The organism is Pseudomonas sp. LS2P72, from assembly GCF_054897865.1.
This window is the reverse complement of the sequence record NZ_CM142708.1, coordinates 3529612-3546166: the sequence shown is the minus strand read 5'-3', so window position 1 is coordinate 3546166 and position 16555 is coordinate 3529612. Positions and strand designations below refer to the sequence as shown.

9 protein-coding genes and 3 pseudogenes are annotated in these 16555 nt (G+C 58.1%); 8 read left to right on the top strand and 4 right to left on the bottom strand.

Going from position 1 to position 16555, the window contains the following annotated elements:
• Nucleotides 1-10 precede the first annotated feature (10 nt).
• Both ACYZUA_RS16305 and ACYZUA_RS16300 read right to left on the bottom strand, forming a co-directional pair.
• A pseudogene (locus tag ACYZUA_RS16305) lies at nt 11-1501 on the bottom strand (hypothetical protein).
• A 576-nt stretch (nt 1502-2077) separates the two neighbouring features.
• Nucleotides 2078-3100 carry a zinc-dependent alcohol dehydrogenase family protein gene (locus ACYZUA_RS16300; protein WP_461959672.1) on the bottom strand — a complete coding sequence of 341 codons (1023 nt, stop codon included), beginning with the start codon at nt 3098-3100 and terminating at the stop codon, nt 2078-2080.
• Between the two features lie 268 nt (nt 3101-3368).
• Between ACYZUA_RS16300 and ACYZUA_RS16295 the strand changes: the two genes are divergently transcribed.
• The 5 genes from ACYZUA_RS16295 (at nt 3369) to ACYZUA_RS16275 (ending at nt 11476) form a co-directional block, all read left to right on the top strand.
• Complete coding sequence (locus ACYZUA_RS16295) at nt 3369-4283, top strand: LysR family transcriptional regulator (protein ID WP_461959671.1); 915 nt, start codon at nt 3369-3371, stop codon at nt 4281-4283.
• Nucleotides 4284-4920: 637 nt separating this feature from the next.
• Nucleotides 4921-5295 carry a c-type cytochrome gene (locus ACYZUA_RS16290; protein ID WP_461959670.1) on the top strand — a complete coding sequence of 125 codons (375 nt, stop codon included), beginning with the start codon at nt 4921-4923 and terminating at the stop codon, nt 5293-5295.
• 314 nt (nt 5296-5609) lie between these two features.
• Nucleotides 5610-6863 (top strand): multidrug efflux RND transporter periplasmic adaptor subunit MexE, encoded by a 1254-nt coding sequence (gene mexE / locus ACYZUA_RS16285; protein WP_461959669.1) that lies wholly within the window; start codon nt 5610-5612, stop codon nt 6861-6863.
• Between the two features lie 12 nt (nt 6864-6875).
• A complete protein-coding gene (locus ACYZUA_RS16280) occupies nt 6876-10058 on the top strand; it encodes an efflux RND transporter permease subunit (protein ID WP_461959668.1) in 3183 nt (1060 codons plus the stop codon).
• The gene (locus ACYZUA_RS16275) at nt 10055-11476 is read left to right on the top strand and encodes an efflux transporter outer membrane subunit (protein WP_461959667.1); all 1422 of its coding nucleotides are present in this window, start codon (nt 10055-10057) and stop codon (nt 11474-11476) included. Before ACYZUA_RS16280 ends, ACYZUA_RS16275 begins: the two co-directional genes overlap by 4 nt.
• Nucleotides 11477-11676: 200 nt before the next feature.
• Here the strand turns inward: ACYZUA_RS16275 and ACYZUA_RS16270 are convergent.
• Together ACYZUA_RS16270 and ACYZUA_RS16265 are read right to left on the bottom strand one after the other, a co-directional pair.
• Nucleotides 11677-11808 (bottom strand): annotated as a pseudogene (locus ACYZUA_RS16270) (HlyD family secretion protein); the annotation flags it as partial.
• Nucleotides 11805-11978: pseudogene (locus ACYZUA_RS16265) on the bottom strand (FUSC family protein); the annotation flags it as partial. The pseudogenes ACYZUA_RS16265 and ACYZUA_RS16270, both read right to left, overlap by 4 nt.
• Before the next feature lie 216 nt (nt 11979-12194).
• Between ACYZUA_RS16265 and ACYZUA_RS16260 the strand changes: the two are divergent.
• From ACYZUA_RS16260 to ACYZUA_RS16250, 3 genes are all read left to right on the top strand, one after another.
• Nucleotides 12195-13250 (top strand): tetratricopeptide repeat protein, encoded by a 1056-nt coding sequence (locus ACYZUA_RS16260; protein ID WP_461959666.1) that lies wholly within the window; start codon nt 12195-12197, stop codon nt 13248-13250.
• Between the two features lie 116 nt (nt 13251-13366).
• Nucleotides 13367-14869 (top strand): ATPase domain-containing protein, encoded by a 1503-nt coding sequence (locus tag ACYZUA_RS16255; RefSeq protein WP_461959665.1) that lies wholly within the window; start codon nt 13367-13369, stop codon nt 14867-14869.
• Between the two features lie 14 nt (nt 14870-14883).
• Nucleotides 14884-16536, top strand: a complete 1653-nt coding sequence (locus tag ACYZUA_RS16250; protein WP_461964008.1) for a response regulator — start codon at nt 14884-14886, stop codon at nt 16534-16536.
• Nucleotides 16537-16555 lie beyond the last annotated feature (19 nt).

The following is a 16555-nucleotide window of genomic DNA, read 5'->3' as shown; positions in this document are numbered from 1 at the left end:
CCACGCACTTTCAGCGCCCCGCTGACCATTCATCCGCCACCGCCGTGTCGTCGTCATAGTCGGCTGCTTCGATTTGCGAACCCGCGCCGCCGAGTTCCGGGGCACCTGCCCTCCCCTCATCCGCAGACACCGGGCCCATGCGGTAAAGCTTGCCGATCAGGCTGACAGGCAACCCGCTGACGTCGGTCATCCATTGCAGAACCTGCTCCGGCACCGGATTGCCCTGCATTGCGCGGTGCAAATCAGGCATCGCCACGAGCATGCCGGGGTGGCACTGGCGCAGAAAACGCTCAAGCGCCGCGCCATTTTCGACGAAAGGTGAAAAGAGCAGGCACACCAGTTGAGCCTCGCTCAGGCCAAGGTTTCTTTGAGCCTCGGCCGCTGCCAGCACGCGCTGCTCGGCCAACGTTGCGGGATTGCCGAACGCCTCTACCGCTTGCTCGCACAACCGCTCCGCCATTTGTTTGCGCCGCATCATCACCAAGGCCCGTTGCAGGTATTCGGCGATACCTGTCTCGTAGTCGCGATCGTGCATGAAGCACGATTGCAAACCGCGCATGTGTGCAGAGATAGAAAGGCTGACGTACTCGTTGTCGCTGAGCTGAGCCGCCAGTTCGTCAGGTTGAAAACCGAGAAACTCGGTGAGCAGCGGCCAACGCTCTTCCAGATTGCTGACCAGCATGTCGTGAATGTCGATGTACGTGGTGCGCCGACAGGCCTCAAATCGTTCGGCCGGACGCCACGCAACCTGGTCATGCTCAGCATAAAAAGCGCGGTAGCAGTCGCTGCCCAGTTCATCGAGCAACGCGAAAAGCCGCTCGTAGCCGGTTTCGTGGTGGTTCGAGGTCTTGAGCCCGGCCTTGGCGGCAGCACGCTTCAACCCGTCTAGAAACTGCTTCTGCTGACGTGGTGAGTCACTGCTGATCAATGCATCGACACCGTTATCCCATCGAGCTATTTGCCCATAGAACTCGCCGGTGGCCAGTTACCCGTCGTCCCACAGATCAAGCGGCCCGCTCCAGGCGCGACGATGGCCAACCATCAAGAGATTGAGCCGATTCGACTCACGACCGCCTTCGGAAATCGGCGTCAGATGGTTGAACGGCAGGACTTCCCGATTATCAACCATCAACACTTCGACCCGAGGATCGTCGTAGAGGAACAAGGCGCTGTAGCTGCGATGAATGTTTTCCAGGGCCGCAGGGTTGGTGTCATTCAAGCGCAAGGAGGCCACTCGCAACTGGAATGTCGCGGGCGCGCGGCCGGCGATACTCAGTTGCGCAGCGCGCAGCAGCGCCAGGGTGTAACAACTGTCGCGGGAGCCGGACTGGATCGCCAGCACCTTGTAATCGCCAATACGTTCCATACCTCCGGCGGCCACCACCAGTCGCTGAATCATCAGCTGCAATGCCGTGCGTTCGGCTCGCGAGAAGAAACTCAGCAATCGCTGCAGCACTTGCTGATAGACATAGTTCATCGCTTGGTCATGGATATTGGTCATCTTCGTTTACCTGATGCTTGTAAGTTCGAGATCGCGCCAACAACGACACGCATTGCGCAATGAGTTGCTTGCCACGATTGAAGTACTGAGACGTTATTGACAAATGCTAGCACTTAAGCTTTTAGTAATTATTTGAAATAACTAGAAGCCTCCCCTGCTCCCGCCAGAGACAGGTGGTCGCGACCCCCCGTAGAACCGGCCTCTAGCGTCTGCGAGCAACATCCTAGGAAATGTCCGACAGCGTCCCACAGACAATTAGCACAAGAAATAGAGAAAGAAGTCACCCATGTTTTTTTGGCAACTGCGCAACGACGAACTATTGGTCGGATATGTATTAACAGTGTGTATAGAAAAGTATCAACCTGATACCCAGCCATGACTCATTCCTTGAGATGAAAGTAATCATTCAATTATCAAGGCTTATATGATGATTAGAAGATACAGATTGAGAGCAAAAACCAGTTCAGTTGCTGAACTGACCCATTGATGGGGCAATGGGACGTCTCATTTTGGCAGGTGCTGAAATCAGAAGAGTCCGTGGGCACGGACTCTTGCAGAGGGGCTTATTTGAAGGGCTTATGCAGGTTCGACCTGGAGGGCGACCCGTTCGCGGCATGGGCATTCGTCCATGTAGCGGTGTGCTTCTACAAACTCGGAAAACGGGAAGACCTTAGTCTTGAGCGGCAGCAGCACGCGGTCGGCGGTCATCTGGTTGATGTCGCGCAAGGCGCGTTGCAGTGCGACCTGGTCCTGGATGATGCCCAATTCAGGCTTGCCGGTGAAGTTGCCGATGCAGTGCACAAAGAACTGGATGTTCTTCTGGAACGCTGCGCAGGCCGGGAACGGCGTCTGGTTACCACCTTGCAGGCCATACAGCACCAGGCTGCCGCGAGGTGCAAGCACATCGCCAAGCAACGACATCTGTGGGCCGCCGAGACCGTCGAACACAACGTCCACGCCACGGTTGTCGGTGATCTTGTTGATCTGCATCAGCAGATCCTGTTCTTCGGTGACGATGACTTTCTCGGCACCCAGGGACAGCAGATTCTCACGTTCTTCCGCTGTCTTGGTCGCGGCAATGACCCGGATACCCAGAGCCTTGCCCAGTTGTACAAAGGACGGACCGGCACAGTGACTGGCATCGGTCACCAGGGCGAATTGCCCGGGTTTGACCCGTGCCAGATCGACATAAGCGAAGTAAGCGATCAGCAGCGGCGTGTAATGCACACTGGCTTCGATCGGGCTGAGCACGTCCGGGTAACGGGTAAGTGCCGAGCGTGGCAGAACGATCTGCTCGCCGTAGACCGGATAATCGTTGGGGCTTTCAGCCGGGAAGCTGGCGACCTTGTCGCCGACGGCCAGATCATCGACGCCCTCGCCGACCGCCGTGACGATACCGGACATTTCATGGCCAAGGCCTGAAGGCAGACGAGCGTGGGAAGAGGCCAGGTTCTGGCGCCAGAGAATGTCGTACCAGCTGATGCCAATCGCCTCGACGCGCACCTGCACTTCGCCCGGTGCAGGCAGAGCGGCCGCATGCTCTTCGCATTTGAGCACCTCGGCTGGACCAAACTTGTGAAAACGGATCGTGCGGGACATCGCAAACCTCGTCAAAGAAACCTCTAATGCCCTGAACTCTATCTGGGCTTTCTACCCAAGACCATCAGTGGCTATTAATAGTCGACATGCCTGTCATTGATTCCGCAGCGCCGGCGACATCGTCTAATGCCGTGAAAACCGAAGCAGCCTTTTCAGGAAAACTGAATTACTCGGTGCAGAGTAGCAGCCTTTCCCCGTAATATTCATGCCGGCCATTGTTCTCATATGGCCGCTCCCGTCAAGCTTGATGACTCTGCCAGGACTCCAGATGAATCGTAATGACCTGCGTCGTGTCGACCTGAACCTGTTGATCGTTTTCGAAACACTGATGCACGAACGCAGTGTGACCCGCGCTGCGGAGAAACTGTTCCTCGGCCAGCCGGCCATCAGTGCGGCACTCTCGCGCCTGCGCGGGCTGTTCGATGATCCGTTGTTCGTGCGTACCGGCCGCAGCATGGAACCGTCCGCCCGCGCGGTGGAAATCTTCGCCCTGCTCTCTCCTGCACTGGATTCGATTTCCACCGCAGTCAGTCGTGCGGCGGAATTTGACCCGGCCACCAGCACTGCGGTGTTCCGCATCGGCCTGTCGGACGATGTCGAGTTCGCCCTGCTGCCGATGCTGCTCAAGCGCCTGCGCGCCGAATCACCGGGGATCGTGCTGGTGGTGCGGCGGGCCAACTACATCCTGATGCCAAGCCTGCTGGCGTCGGGCGAAATTTCCATCGGCGTCAGCTACACCGCCGACCTGCCGGCCAACGCCAAGCGCAAAATACTGCGTCGCAGCATGCCGAAACTATTGCGGGCCGACACGGTGCCGGGGCCGTTGAGCCTGGATGATTTCTGTGCGCGGCCTCATGCGCTGGTGTCGTTCGCCGGCGACCTGAGCGGCTTTATAGATGAAGAGCTGGAAAAGCTCGGACGCAAACGACATGTAGTGCTCGCGGTGCCGCAGTTCAACGGGCTCAGTACGCTCATCAGCGGCACCGATATTGTCGCGACCGTGCCGGATTACACGGCTGAAGCGTTGACAGCGGCCGGTGGTGTGCGGGCTGAAGATCCGCCGTTGCCGGTGCGCAGTTTTGAATTGCATATGGCTTGGCGCGGGTCGCAGGATAATGATCCGGGCGAGCGTTGGTTAAGGTCGCGGATTCAGATGTTCTTTGGGGATCCTGAGAGTCTTTGAATGGGCTGACGCGTCAGCCCATCTGATCAAACGGCTGAGCCAAATCCGCACACGGATCCGGCGCATGTTCGAGCCCGATGTACAGACGAACGAGCCGCCCATCGTCCGGTAGTGTCTCGACCGTGCGCAGTTCGTGCGATTCAGGGTTACATATCCTGAGCCACTGGCGGGCAGGCAAGAAAAAGTCACATCTGAGAACAGCACTTCCAGCTTTAATAATGTTGAACGCGACAGCCGCTTGCGGCATTCTTCGCAACGAAATTTCCAAGGACGGTAAAATTTAATGCGTGCTTCACGTATGCAAACGCTCGCCCCCCTCGTTTTCCCAAACTCTGTGTTTGAAGCCGAAAATTCGCTTCCACCCGGATTCAGTTTCGGCAAATGAACATAATCCCCAGCGTCATTTGCTTTGCAATACTTCTCTGCACTGGCTGTGCAAAAACGGCTAGCATTCCACCGGCCGACCTCACGTTATCGGCTTTCGGGATTGCCCCCCAGTAATTTGTTCCATCAAGGCTCATGATTGAGCAGATGTTTAGATAACTTCAAATATTATCGAAAGAATTGAGTTTGCAGCGGCACCTCCGGAGTTTGCCTTCGACTCAGATCTGACTTATACAACAAGTCCACATGAAAAATGAGAATATTATTCATCGCTTCGCTAGGATTTTTATCGTTAATTCAAACATCACTATCCTTCGCGGATAATGCCAATGGAAAAAATCTCTATTTACAGAGATGTGTCATGTGCCACGGAATAGATCTCAAAGGAACAGGACCATTGGCCAACAAAAGCAATCCTCCTGCATCTGACCTTACAACCTCCACTTTCAAAAAACGACTAAGTGATTATCCGGGCGTTATCGTATCATCGATAATACTTCGTCCAAATGGAGACTTGATCCCCAAAACTTTGCAAGAGAATGGTGTAAAGCTACCCCCGCACTCTTGGGGGATTAAGGATCTGCGCGATTTAAATCAATACATGAATGGTGTGATATCAAAAAAATGATGATTTTGAGATAAGGCTACATCGTCGCGGCGGTCAATCACCCGGGCAGTGATCGGTAACAGACACAAATCCCTGTACGAGCCAAGCCTGCTCGCGATGGCAGCGACTCGATCCAACGCCTTATCTTTGCACTCCCCGCAACACTGAATTGTCATCATTTCATTTGATAGCCGCCTAACGAAAGGTGCACGCTAGAGAGCTTGGCAGCGGCTTATATCATTCCGAATGATAGTTACCTTTGCCTCATTCGATTCGTGCGATACATCCTCGCCGAGCATCATCCGTCCATTCTCAATACATTGGCGGATGCATCCATGGAACAATCACTCAAACATTTGCGCTTCCCGTTGGCCCTGTTGGCCGTGCTGGTGATGAGCGCCTGCGGCAAGACTCCGGACACGGCCGCCACTATGCCCGCAGCCAAGGTCAGCGTGGCCAAGGTGCTGGAACAACCGGTTAACGAGTGGGACGAATTCACCGGGCGCCTCGAAGCGCCGGAAACCGTAGAAATTCGTCCACGGGTCTCTGGCCAGATCGATGAAGTGGCCTTCACTGAAGGCGCTTTGGTCAAGAAAGGCGACCTGTTGTTCCAGATCGACCCGCGTCCATTCCAGGCCGAGGTTCGCCGCCTCGAAGCCCTGGTTGCCCAGTCCCGCGCCAACGCCACCCGCAGCGAAAACGAATCCCAACGTGGCGAACGTCTGCGCACCAGCAACGCGATTTCCGCCGAGCTGGCAGATTCGCGCACCAGCGCTGCTCAAGAAGCCCGCGCCGCCGTCGGTGCCCTCCAGGCACAACTGGATCTGGCGAAACTGAACCTGAGCTTCACCCGTGTCACCGCGCCGATCAGTGGCCGCGTCAGCCGTGCGGAAATCACCGCCGGCAACCTGGTGACCGCCGATACCACCGCGCTGACCAGTGTGGTGTCCACCGATAAGGTCTATGCCTATTTCGACGCTGACGAGCGTGTGTTCCTCAAATACACCCAGCTCGCTCGCCAGGGCAAACGCGGTGCTACCACGCCGGTCTACCTCGGCCTTTCCAACGAAGACGGCAACCCACACCAGGGCGTGATGAACTTCGTCGACAACCAGGTCAACCCGAAAACCGGCACCATCCGCGGTCGTGCCGTGTTCGACAACAGCGACGGCGCCTACACCCCAGGCCTGTATGCCCGCCTGAAACTGGTCGGCAGCGGCACCTATTCCGCCGTGCTGATCAACGACGAAGCGGTCGGTACCGATCTGGGTAAAAAGTTCGTGCTGGTGATGGATGCCGACAATAAAACGGTTTACCGCTCGGTCGAACTGGGTCCGAAGATCGAAGGTTTGCGCATCGTGCGCAACGGCCTGAGCAAGGACGACACCGTCATCGTCAAGGGGCTGCAACGTGTTCGCCCCGGCTCGCCGGTCACCCCTGAAGTGATCCCGATGGCCAGCGAACAAACCCTCGCCGCTCTGGCTCAACAACGACAAGCGCTGGAAGCCAGCAACCTGCCCCAAGTCGCACCTGCCAAGGTCGCGCCGGGTTCGGTTGTGAAACTGGCTGCTGCGACACCACGCGGTTAAGGGATCTCTACGATGAATTTTTCCCAATTCTTCATTTCACGGCCGATCTTTGCAGCGGTACTTTCGCTGCTGATCCTGATCGCCGGCGCCATCTCGCTGTTCCAGTTGCCGATCAGCGAATACCCGGAAGTGGTTCCACCGACCGTTGTGGTCCGCGCCAACTTCCCGGGTGCCAACCCGAAAGTCATCGGTGAAACCGTGGCAGCTCCTCTGGAGCAAGCCATCACCGGCGTCGAGAACATGCTGTACATGTCCTCGCAGTCCACCGCTGACGGCAAGATCACCCTGACCATCACCTTTGCGCTGGGCACTGACCTGGACAACGCACAGGTACAGGTGCAGAACCGCGTGACCCGGACCGAGCCGAAACTTCCAGAAGAAGTGACGCGCATCGGTATCACCGTGGACAAGGCTTCACCCGACCTGACCATGGTTGTGCACTTGACCTCGCCGGACAAACGCTACGACATGCTCTACCTGTCCAACTACGCCTTGCTCAACATTAAAGATGAGCTGGCGCGTCTGGGCGGTGTCGGTGACGTGCAGCTGTTCGGCATGGGCGATTACTCGCTGCGTGTCTGGCTCGATCCGAACAAGACCGCTTCACGTAACCTGACCGCCACCGATGTCGTAACCGCAATCCGCGAACAGAACCGTCAGGTGGCTGCCGGTGCACTGGGTGCGCCGCCTGCGCCGAATGCCACCGCGTTCCAGCTGTCGGTCAACACCCAAGGTCGTCTGGTTTCTGAAGAAGAGTTCGAGAACATCATCATTCGCTCCGGCGAAAATGGTGAGATCACTCGCCTGAAAGACATCGCTCGTGTCGAACTCGGCTCCAGCCAGTACGCTCTGCGCTCCTTGCTGAACAACCAGCCGGCGGTGGCGATCCCGATCTTCCAGCGCCCTGGCTCCAACGCGATCCAGATCTCCAACGACGTTCGGGAGAAAATGGCCGAGCTGAAGAAGAACTTCCCGGAAGGCATGGACTTCAGCATCGTCTATGACCCGACAATCTTCGTGCGCGGCTCCATCGAGGCGGTGGTTCACACCCTCTTCGAAGCGCTGATCCTCGTTGTATTGGTGGTGATCCTGTTCCTGCAAACCTGGCGCGCCTCGATTATTCCGTTGGTGGCGGTGCCAGTTTCGCTGATCGGTACGTTTGCCGTGATGCACCTGTTCGGCTTCTCGCTGAACGCCCTGTCATTGTTCGGTCTGGTATTGGCCATCGGTATCGTGGTGGACGATGCCATCGTGGTGGTGGAGAACGTCGAGCGAAACATCGAACTCGGACTAACGCCGGTCGAAGCAACCAAACGGGCCATGCGTGAAGTGACCGGCCCGATCATCGCGACGGCGCTGGTGCTGTGTGCGGTGTTTATTCCGGCGGCCTTCATCTCCGGGCTCACGGGGCAGTTCTACAAGCAGTTCGCGTTAACCATTGCGATCTCGACCGTGATCTCGGCGTTCAACTCGCTGACGCTGTCGCCTGCCCTGGCTGCGGTGTTGCTCAAAAGCCACGATGCGCCGAAGGACCGTTTCTCCAAGGTCCTCGACAAGATTTTCGGTGGCTGGCTGTTCCGTCCGTTCAACCGCTTCTTCGACAAGGCCAGCCACGGCTACGTGAACACGGTGGGCCGGGTTATTCGTAGCAGCGGCATCGCCCTGCTGTTGTACGCAGGCCTGATGGTGTTGACGTTCTTCGGTTTCTCCAGCACCCCGACCGGTTTCGTACCCGGCCAGGACAAGCAATACCTGGTGGCCTTCGCGCAACTACCGGACGCTTCGAGCCTGGACCGTACCGAAGACGTGATCAAACGCATGTCCGACCTGGCCCTGAAACAACCTGGTGTGGAAAGTGCGGTGGCCTTCCCCGGCCTGTCGATCAACGGTTTTACCAATAGTCCTAACGCCGGCATCGTGTTCGTGACCCTGAAACCGTTCGACGAGCGTAAAGATCCGAGCATGTCCGCCGGTGCAATTGCCGGTGCGTTGAACGGCCAGTTCGCCGGGATCCAGGAAGCCTACATGGCAATCTTCCCGCCGCCGCCGGTACAAGGCCTGGGCACCATCGGTGGTTTCCGCCTGCAGATCGAAGACCGGGGCAACCTGGGCTACGACGAGCTGTACAAAGAAACCATGAACATCATCAACAAAAGCCACAACGTGCCGGAACTGGCCGCCCTGTTCACCAGCTACACCGTGAACGTGCCACAGGTCGATGCGGCTATCGACCGGGAAAAAGCCAAGAGCCACGGCGTGGCTGTCAGCGACATCTTCGACACCCTGCAGATTTACCTGGGTTCGCTGTATGCCAACGACTTCAACCGTTTCGGCCGTACCTACCAGGTCAACGTTCAGGCTGAACAGCAGTTCCGTCTCGAACCGGACCAGATCGGTCAGCTGAAAGTGCGCAACAACAAAGGCGAGATGATCCCGCTGGCGACCTTCATCAAGGTCAGCGACACCTCGGGCCCGGACCGTGTGATGCACTACAACGGCTTCATCACCGCTGAAATCAATGGTGCAGCAGCCCCCGGCTACAGCTCCGGCCAAGCCGAAAAAGCCATCGAGAAACTGCTCAAGGAAGAACTTCCGAACGGCATGACCTACGAATGGACCGACCTGACCTACCAGCAGATTCTGTCCGGCAACACCGCACTGTTCGTGTTCCCGCTCTGCGTACTGCTGGCGTTCCTGGTACTCGCGGCTCAATACGAAAGCTGGAGCCTGCCACTGGCGGTGATCCTGATCGTACCGATGACCCTGCTGTCGGCCATCACCGGTGTGATTGCTTCGGGAGGCGACAACAACATCTTCACCCAGATCGGCTTGATCGTACTGGTGGGACTTGCCTGTAAGAACGCGATTCTGATCGTCGAGTTCGCCAAGGATAAACAGGAAGACGAAGGCCTCAGCCCGCTCGCCGCAGTACTGGAAGCCTGCCGTCTGCGTCTGCGTCCGATCCTGATGACTTCCTTCGCGTTCATCATGGGTGTTGTGCCTCTGGTGTTCTCCAGCGGTGCCGGTGCCGAAATGCGTCATGCCATGGGTGTGGCGGTGTTCTCCGGGATGCTCGGGGTAACCTTCTTCGGTCTGTTGCTGACGCCCGTGTTCTACGTATTGATTCGTAACTTTGTGGAGCGCGGTGAAAAGCGCAAAGCGGCCAAGGCCCTGAAACTGGAGGCGCAACAATGAGCCTGAAAGCCTTCCTGCCGAGCCTTCTGGTACTGGCCCTGAGTGCCTGTGCCGTCGGCCCGGACTACAAGACCCCAGCCACTGAGCCTGCCAACATCACGACCGCCACCGATGGCAGCGCCGGTCAGAAGAACTTCGACCGCTCGCGCTTCGAAGGCATCTGGTGGCAGCAGTTCGAAGACCCGACCCTCAACCAGTTGGTGACTCAATCGCTGCAAGGCAACCGTGATTTGCGCGTAGCCTTCGCTCGCTGGAAAGCGGCGCGAGCAATTCGCGATGACGTCAGCAATGACGCCATGCCAACCATCACCAGCCGGGCCAGCAGTGACTTGGCCAAAGGTCAGATTCCGGGCCAGACCACCAAGCGGGTCAGTAGCGAACGCTACGACCTGGGCCTGGATATGGCGTGGGAGATCGACCTGTTTGGCCGTATCCAGCGCAATCTGGAATCTGCCGACGCCGAACAGCAAGCGCTCGAAGCCGATCTGTACCAACTGCAAGTCTCGATGATTGCCGAACTGGTGGATGCTTACGGTCAACTGCGCGGTGCGCAGCTGCGGGAAAAGATCGCCCTGGCCAACCTGAATAACCAGCAGGAATCGAGCAAGATCACCGTCAGCCTGCGTGATGCCGGGGTCGGCGATCAGCTCGATGTGGTCCGCGCCGATGCACGCTTGGCATCTGTCGAAGCCAGCGTGCCACAGTTGCAGGCTGAACAGGTTCGACAGAAAAACCGCATCGCCACGCTGCTGGGTCAACGTCCGGACAAGCTGACCGTCGACCTGAGTCCAAAAGACTTGCCGGCGATCGCCAAAGCCCTGCCGATTGGTGATCCGGGTGAACTGCTGCAGCGTCGCCCGGACATTCTCAGCGCCGAGCGCAAACTGGCCTCCGCCACCGCCCGTATCGGCGTGGCCAAGGCTGATTTGTTCCCACGGGTCAGCCTCAGCGGTTTCCTTGGCTTCACCGCCGGACGCGGTTCGCAAATCGGTTCCTCGGCGGCCAACGCCTGGGCATTGGGCCCAAGCATTACCTGGGCTGCGTTCGACCTTGGCAGTGTGCGCGCCCGTTTACGTGGTGCCGATGCTGATGCCGAAGGCGCCCTGGCGACCTACGAGCAGCAAGTCCTGTTGGCGTTGGAAGAATCGGAAAACGCCTTTAGCGACTACGGCAAACGTCAACAGCGCTTGATCTCGCTGATTCGTCAGAGCGAATCCAGCCGCGCCGCAGCCGACCTCGCCGAAATTCGCTACCGCGAAGGCACGGCGGACTTCCTCGTCCTGCTGGATGCCCAACGTGAGCGTCTGGCGGCTGAAGACACTCAGGCCCAGGCCGAAGTCGAACTGTATCGCGGCATTGTCGCGATTTACAAAGCCCTGGGCGGTGGCTGGCAACCAGAGACGGTCGCCAGCAAGTAAAGTTTTAACGAGCTCCTTTGGTTGGCCGCAACCAACCAATTCCTTTGCCCTGCGCCTCATTCGGTCGCGGGGCTTTTTTTTGCCTGATGAAAACACCTGGCCCTTGTAGGAGCCGAGCTTGCTCGCGATGGCGGCGTGTCAGTTGATATCAATGTTGAATGTTAAGCCGCCATCGCGAGCAAGCTCGGCTCCTACAGGGGTCAAGGTGTGGATTGGTGATCGCGGGTTTCCATGATGGTTACGGTGGCCGTGGTCCCGGCGCGCAGTCGGTTTTTGGCAGCGTAATCGGCGTCGATCTGTATTCGCACCGGTACCCGTTGCGCCAGCCCAATGGCTGGCTGACGATGACCACCGCCATGATCGACCACTTGGGCTGCTCAAGGTCGAACAGGAACGCCAGATACAACGTCAGCAGCCCGGCCGCGATGGTCCGCAGGGCGAACAACGCCACTCCGGGCCCGGGGTTGAGTATCGCTTTGAAGTACTGAAGCAGCGGTTGCATGGGAGCGCTCATCGAGTCATCTCCAGCAAGCGTAGTCACTGCTATGGCGCCTCGACGGGTTTCAATGGCGACGCAACCTGTAGGCAAAATCATTGAAAAGCCGGACTGACTTGAATCGACTGACTAACGTAATGAACCAAGTCTGGGTTTGACTCCCAGCCTTGCCTGACCGAAGCTGGCAACTTTGCAACAGCTTGCCAGCTCCCGGATTCCTGCATGCCCCAGTCCCGCCGCTACCTGCTCATCAGCCTTTGCGTCCTGTTTGCCATCGGCGTTGCCTGGTTTTCCCTGCGCAGCACAACCCCCGCCGTGTCAGAGGCGATCAAGCGTGGCTACAGCGAGGCGTTGAATCAGGCGCGCGCAGGTCAACCGGGCGCCGCGCGAGTTCTCTACCAGCAATTGAGCCGCCCCGATTTATCGCCCAAACGCCGCGTCTGGTTGCATGCCGAACTGCCCAACTACCCCAGCTCCGTGGCTCTGAAACTGGCCGATGCGGACTTGCAGCATGAATCGCCAGAGGTGCGCATTGCGGCGATCAAAAGCATCAGCGGTCTGGTGCCCAGCGGTCAGCGCAGCCTGCTGCTGGGCCCGCTACTCGATGACAGCGAACAGCGCGTCCGCTATGCCGCTGTGAACGCCTTGCTGGGGCTATCGCCGGATGATCTCGGCTTGTACTTCGGGCCGTTGGAGCAAGCCATCGATGCCTGGGAGCAAGACCTGAAGAGTCAGCCGGAAAGCGCCGACAACCAATATCAATTGGCTCGGCTGCATCTGCACAATGCCAAATTGAAAGAGGCGCAGCAGGCACTGCAGAACACCTTGCGTCTTGCGCCCGGCAACCTGCCCGCGCTGGTAATGCAAATCGACGTGCTGGATCGCCTGGGCCAAAACGATGCTGCCCGACAACTGTTGGCCAAGCAGCTAAAAGCTCAGCCCGACTCGGCTTACCTGCAACATGCCCTGGGGCTTTGGCTGCTGCATCACGGGCAAAGTGAGTTCGCCCTCCTCGGCCTTTCCAAAGCCGTAGAGCTGGAGCCGGACAACAAGGATTACCGCTACGACCTGGCGACTACGCTTCACGATGAACAGGAACTGGAAGCGGCGCAGAAACAGTTGCAAGAAATCGTCCAGCGCCACCCGGCCGACCGGAGAGCCCGGGTGTTGTTGATCAATTACTGGAAAGAAAGCGGCCAGTTGCAGAACGTACAGATTCTGCTGGCGCAACTTGAGCAACTCAATCCCGACGACCCTGCCTTGCAGCAAGGGCTTTAATAACATTAGAAATTTCGTTGAACTCGTCGTCTCGGCCAAGGGTCAAGAGAACAGGCAGCCCATTCAGGCATTTACGGCCTGCTGCCTCGCTTCCCCTAGTCATGAGAGGGCATTTTTTGTCTACATCAAACGAGTTGATCAGTGCAAAAGCCGCCACCGGCATCGAAGGCCTGGATGACATCCTGACCGGTGGGCTGTCCCGCGGGCATGTGTTTTTACTGGAGGGTGAACCCGGAACCGGCAAAACCACCGTCGCTTTGCATTTCCTGTTGGCCGGCGCCCGAGCCGGCGAACGCTCGTTGTACATCACGCTGTCGGAAACCGAGCGAGAGCTGCGACAGGGAGCGTTGTCCCACGGCTGGGAGCTGGATGAGAACATCCACATCTTCGAGCTGACACCCCCGGAAAGCCTGCTCAATGCTGAACAACAGCAGAGCTTGTTGTATTCCTCGGACCTTGAACTGGGCGAAGCCACCAAGCAGATTTTCGAAGTGGTCGAGCGGGTCAAGCCGACCCGCGTGGTGCTCGACAGTCTTTCCGAGATCCGTCTGCTGGCCCAAAGCTCATTGCGCTACCGTCGCCAGATCCTCGCGATCAAACACTACTTCGTGCGCTATGACGCCACGGTGGTGTTGCTGGACGACCTGACCACCGAATCCCTCGACAAAACCGTGCACAGTGTGGCCCACGGCGTGATTCGCCTTGAGGAGCTGACCCCCAATTATGGCGCCGAGCGTCGGCGGATCCGTGTGGTGAAGTACCGTGGCCAGAAGTACCGTGGCGGGTTTCACGATTTCACCATCATGGGTGACGGCGTGCATGTATTTCCGCGTCTGGTGGCCGCCGAGCATCGCGGTCGCTATATCCGTCAGCAACTTTCCAGCGGCATCAAGGAAATGGATGCCTTGCTCGGTGGCGGGATCGAGACCGGGTCCAGTACGCTGATCCTCGGTCCGGCCGGTACCGGCAAATCGCTGATTTCGATGATCTTCGCCGCTGCCGCCGTGACCCGTGGCGAAAAAGCCGCGCTGTTCATTTTCGATGAAGAGCTCGGGTTGCTGTTCGAGCGCATGAAGAACATCGGCATCGACCTCCAGGCGCTGCAAGACACCGGCAACCTGCTGATCGAGCAAGTGGACGCGGCCGAGTTGTCCCCCGGAGAGTTTTCCTACCGGGTTCGTCGCTGCGTCGATGAGCGCGACATCAAGACCGTGGTGATCGACAGCATCAATGGCTATCAGGCGGCTATGCCTGAGGAAAACGCCCTGGTACTGCACATGCACGAGTTGCTGCTGTACCTCAATCGCCAGGGTGTCGCGACCTTCATGACCGTCGCCCAGCATGGACTGGTCGGTGACATGCAAGCCCCCGTGGACATCACCTATCTGGCCGACACGGTCATCCTGCTGCGTTACTTCGAGGCACTGGGCAAGGTACGCCGGGCGATTTCGATCATCAAGAAACGTACGGGCAGCCATGAATCGACCATTCGTGAATACCGCATCAGCGCTCGGGGCATGACCATTGGTGAACCGCTGGATGCATTTCAGGGTGTGTTGCGCGGTGTCCCGACCTATTTGGGTGCCAGCAACCCCTTGCTAGAGGAAGGAAGCCCGTGATTGCCCAGGAAGCGATGTCCGAGCGCGCGATCATTCTCGCGCCGTTGGGTCGCGACAGCCAGATTGCGCTGATGATGCTCAACGAAGCGGGCTATGACGGGGTGATTACTCGGGACCTGATGGCTTTGTGCAACGAGCTGCAGCAAGGGGCAGGCTTGCTGCTGATCTCTTCCGAAGCCTTGTCAGGCGGTGATCTTGAACCACTGTTCGGCCTGATCGAGCAACAACCGGCCTGGTCGGACCTCCCGATTGTACTGATGACCTACCATGGCGGCCCGGAGCAAAACCCGGCGTCGCGCTACGGACCACAACTGGGGAATGTGACCTTTCTTGAGCGCCCCTTTCACCCGGTCACATTAATCAGCCTGGTGACCACCGCGTTGCGTGGACGTCGACGACAATACGAAGCCCGGGACCGACTGATCGATTTGAGTCAAAGCGAACTGCGGTTGCAAAACACCCTCGAAACCCTCGAACAGCAGGTCGAGGAACGCACCGCGCAGCTACGACACAATGAAGAAGCCCTGCGCCAATCGCAGAAAATGGAAGCGGTCGGCCAGCTCACCGGCGGGATTGCCCACGACTTCAACAACATGCTGACCGGCATCATCGGCAGCCTGGAACTGCTGCGCCGACGTTTGGCCCGTGGGCGCACCGACGATCTGGACGGTCTGATCGACCTGGGTGTGACCTCAGCCAACCGCGCGGCAGGTCTGACCCACCGTCTGCTGGCGTTCTCCCGGCGTCAATCGCTGGACTCCAAACCCGTGGAGATGAACACCCTGGTGGTCTCCATGGGCGAATTGCTTCAGCGCAGCATCAACGAAACCATTCAGCTGGACATGCAACTGGACGAGCAACTCTGGGTGGCCGAGGCCGATCCCAATCAACTGGAAAGCGCCCTGCTTAATCTGGTGATCAATGCTCGGGATGCGATGCCCGATGGCGGCAAACTGGTGGTGAAAACCAGTAACCAGCATCTGGACCTTGGTTTCACCGAGGCCCAGAGCAACCTTCAACCCGGTGATTACGTGGTGCTGAGTGTCACCGACACCGGGTGTGGCATGCCGCAAAGCACCATCAACCGGGCCTTTGATCCGTTCTTTACCACCAAACCCATCGGTCAGGGCACAGGCCTCGGGCTGTCGATGATTTATGGTTTCAGCAAGCAATCGCGCGGCCACGTTGCCATTCACAGTAAAGTGGGCGAAGGCACTACGGTGAGTCTGTTTCTCCCGCGATTTGACGGTGATTTGCCTCAGGACAACCCAGTGGACGCCCAGCACGCTCCGTTCGCGCAAAACGGCGAAACGGTACTGATCGTTGAAGACGATCCGGCGGTGCGGGTGTTGGTCAGTACGGTGTTGAGCGATCTGGGTTATGCCTTCGTCGAGGCTAGCGATGCCGACAGCGCGGTGCCGATTCTCGATTCCGGGCAGCGTATCGATCTGTTGATCAGCGACGTTGGCTTGCCCGGCATGAATGGCCGGCAACTGGCGGAAATCGGCCGGCAATACCGGCCTGATCTGAAGGTGTTGTTCATCACCGGCTACGCCGAGCATGCGGCGGTGCGCGGCGGTTTCCTGGATCCTGGGATGCAGATGATCACCAAGCCGTTCACCTTCGACATGCTGACGGCGAAGGTGCGGGAGATGATCAGGATCTGAATGCCCCTGTAGGAGCGAA

What these genes read in the sequence shown, in the direction of transcription:
- ACYZUA_RS16300 (WP_461959672.1), bottom strand. Translation starts at nt 3,100, where the DNA reads ATGTCCCGCACGATCCGTTTTCACAAGTTTGGTCCAGCCGAGGTGCTC.
- ACYZUA_RS16295 (WP_461959671.1), top strand. Translation starts at nt 3,369, where the DNA reads ATGAATCGTAATGACCTGCGTCGTGTCGACCTGAACCTGTTGATCGTT.
- ACYZUA_RS16290 (WP_461959670.1), top strand. Translation starts at nt 4,921, where the DNA reads ATGAGAATATTATTCATCGCTTCGCTAGGATTTTTATCGTTAATTCAA.
- mexE (WP_461959669.1), top strand. Translation starts at nt 5,610, where the DNA reads ATGGAACAATCACTCAAACATTTGCGCTTCCCGTTGGCCCTGTTGGCC.
- ACYZUA_RS16280 (WP_461959668.1), top strand. Translation starts at nt 6,876, where the DNA reads ATGAATTTTTCCCAATTCTTCATTTCACGGCCGATCTTTGCAGCGGTA.
- ACYZUA_RS16275 (WP_461959667.1), top strand. Translation starts at nt 10,055, where the DNA reads ATGAGCCTGAAAGCCTTCCTGCCGAGCCTTCTGGTACTGGCCCTGAGT.
- ACYZUA_RS16260 (WP_461959666.1), top strand. Translation starts at nt 12,195, where the DNA reads ATGCCCCAGTCCCGCCGCTACCTGCTCATCAGCCTTTGCGTCCTGTTT.
- ACYZUA_RS16250 (WP_461964008.1), top strand. Translation starts at nt 14,884, where the DNA reads ATGTCCGAGCGCGCGATCATTCTCGCGCCGTTGGGTCGCGACAGCCAG.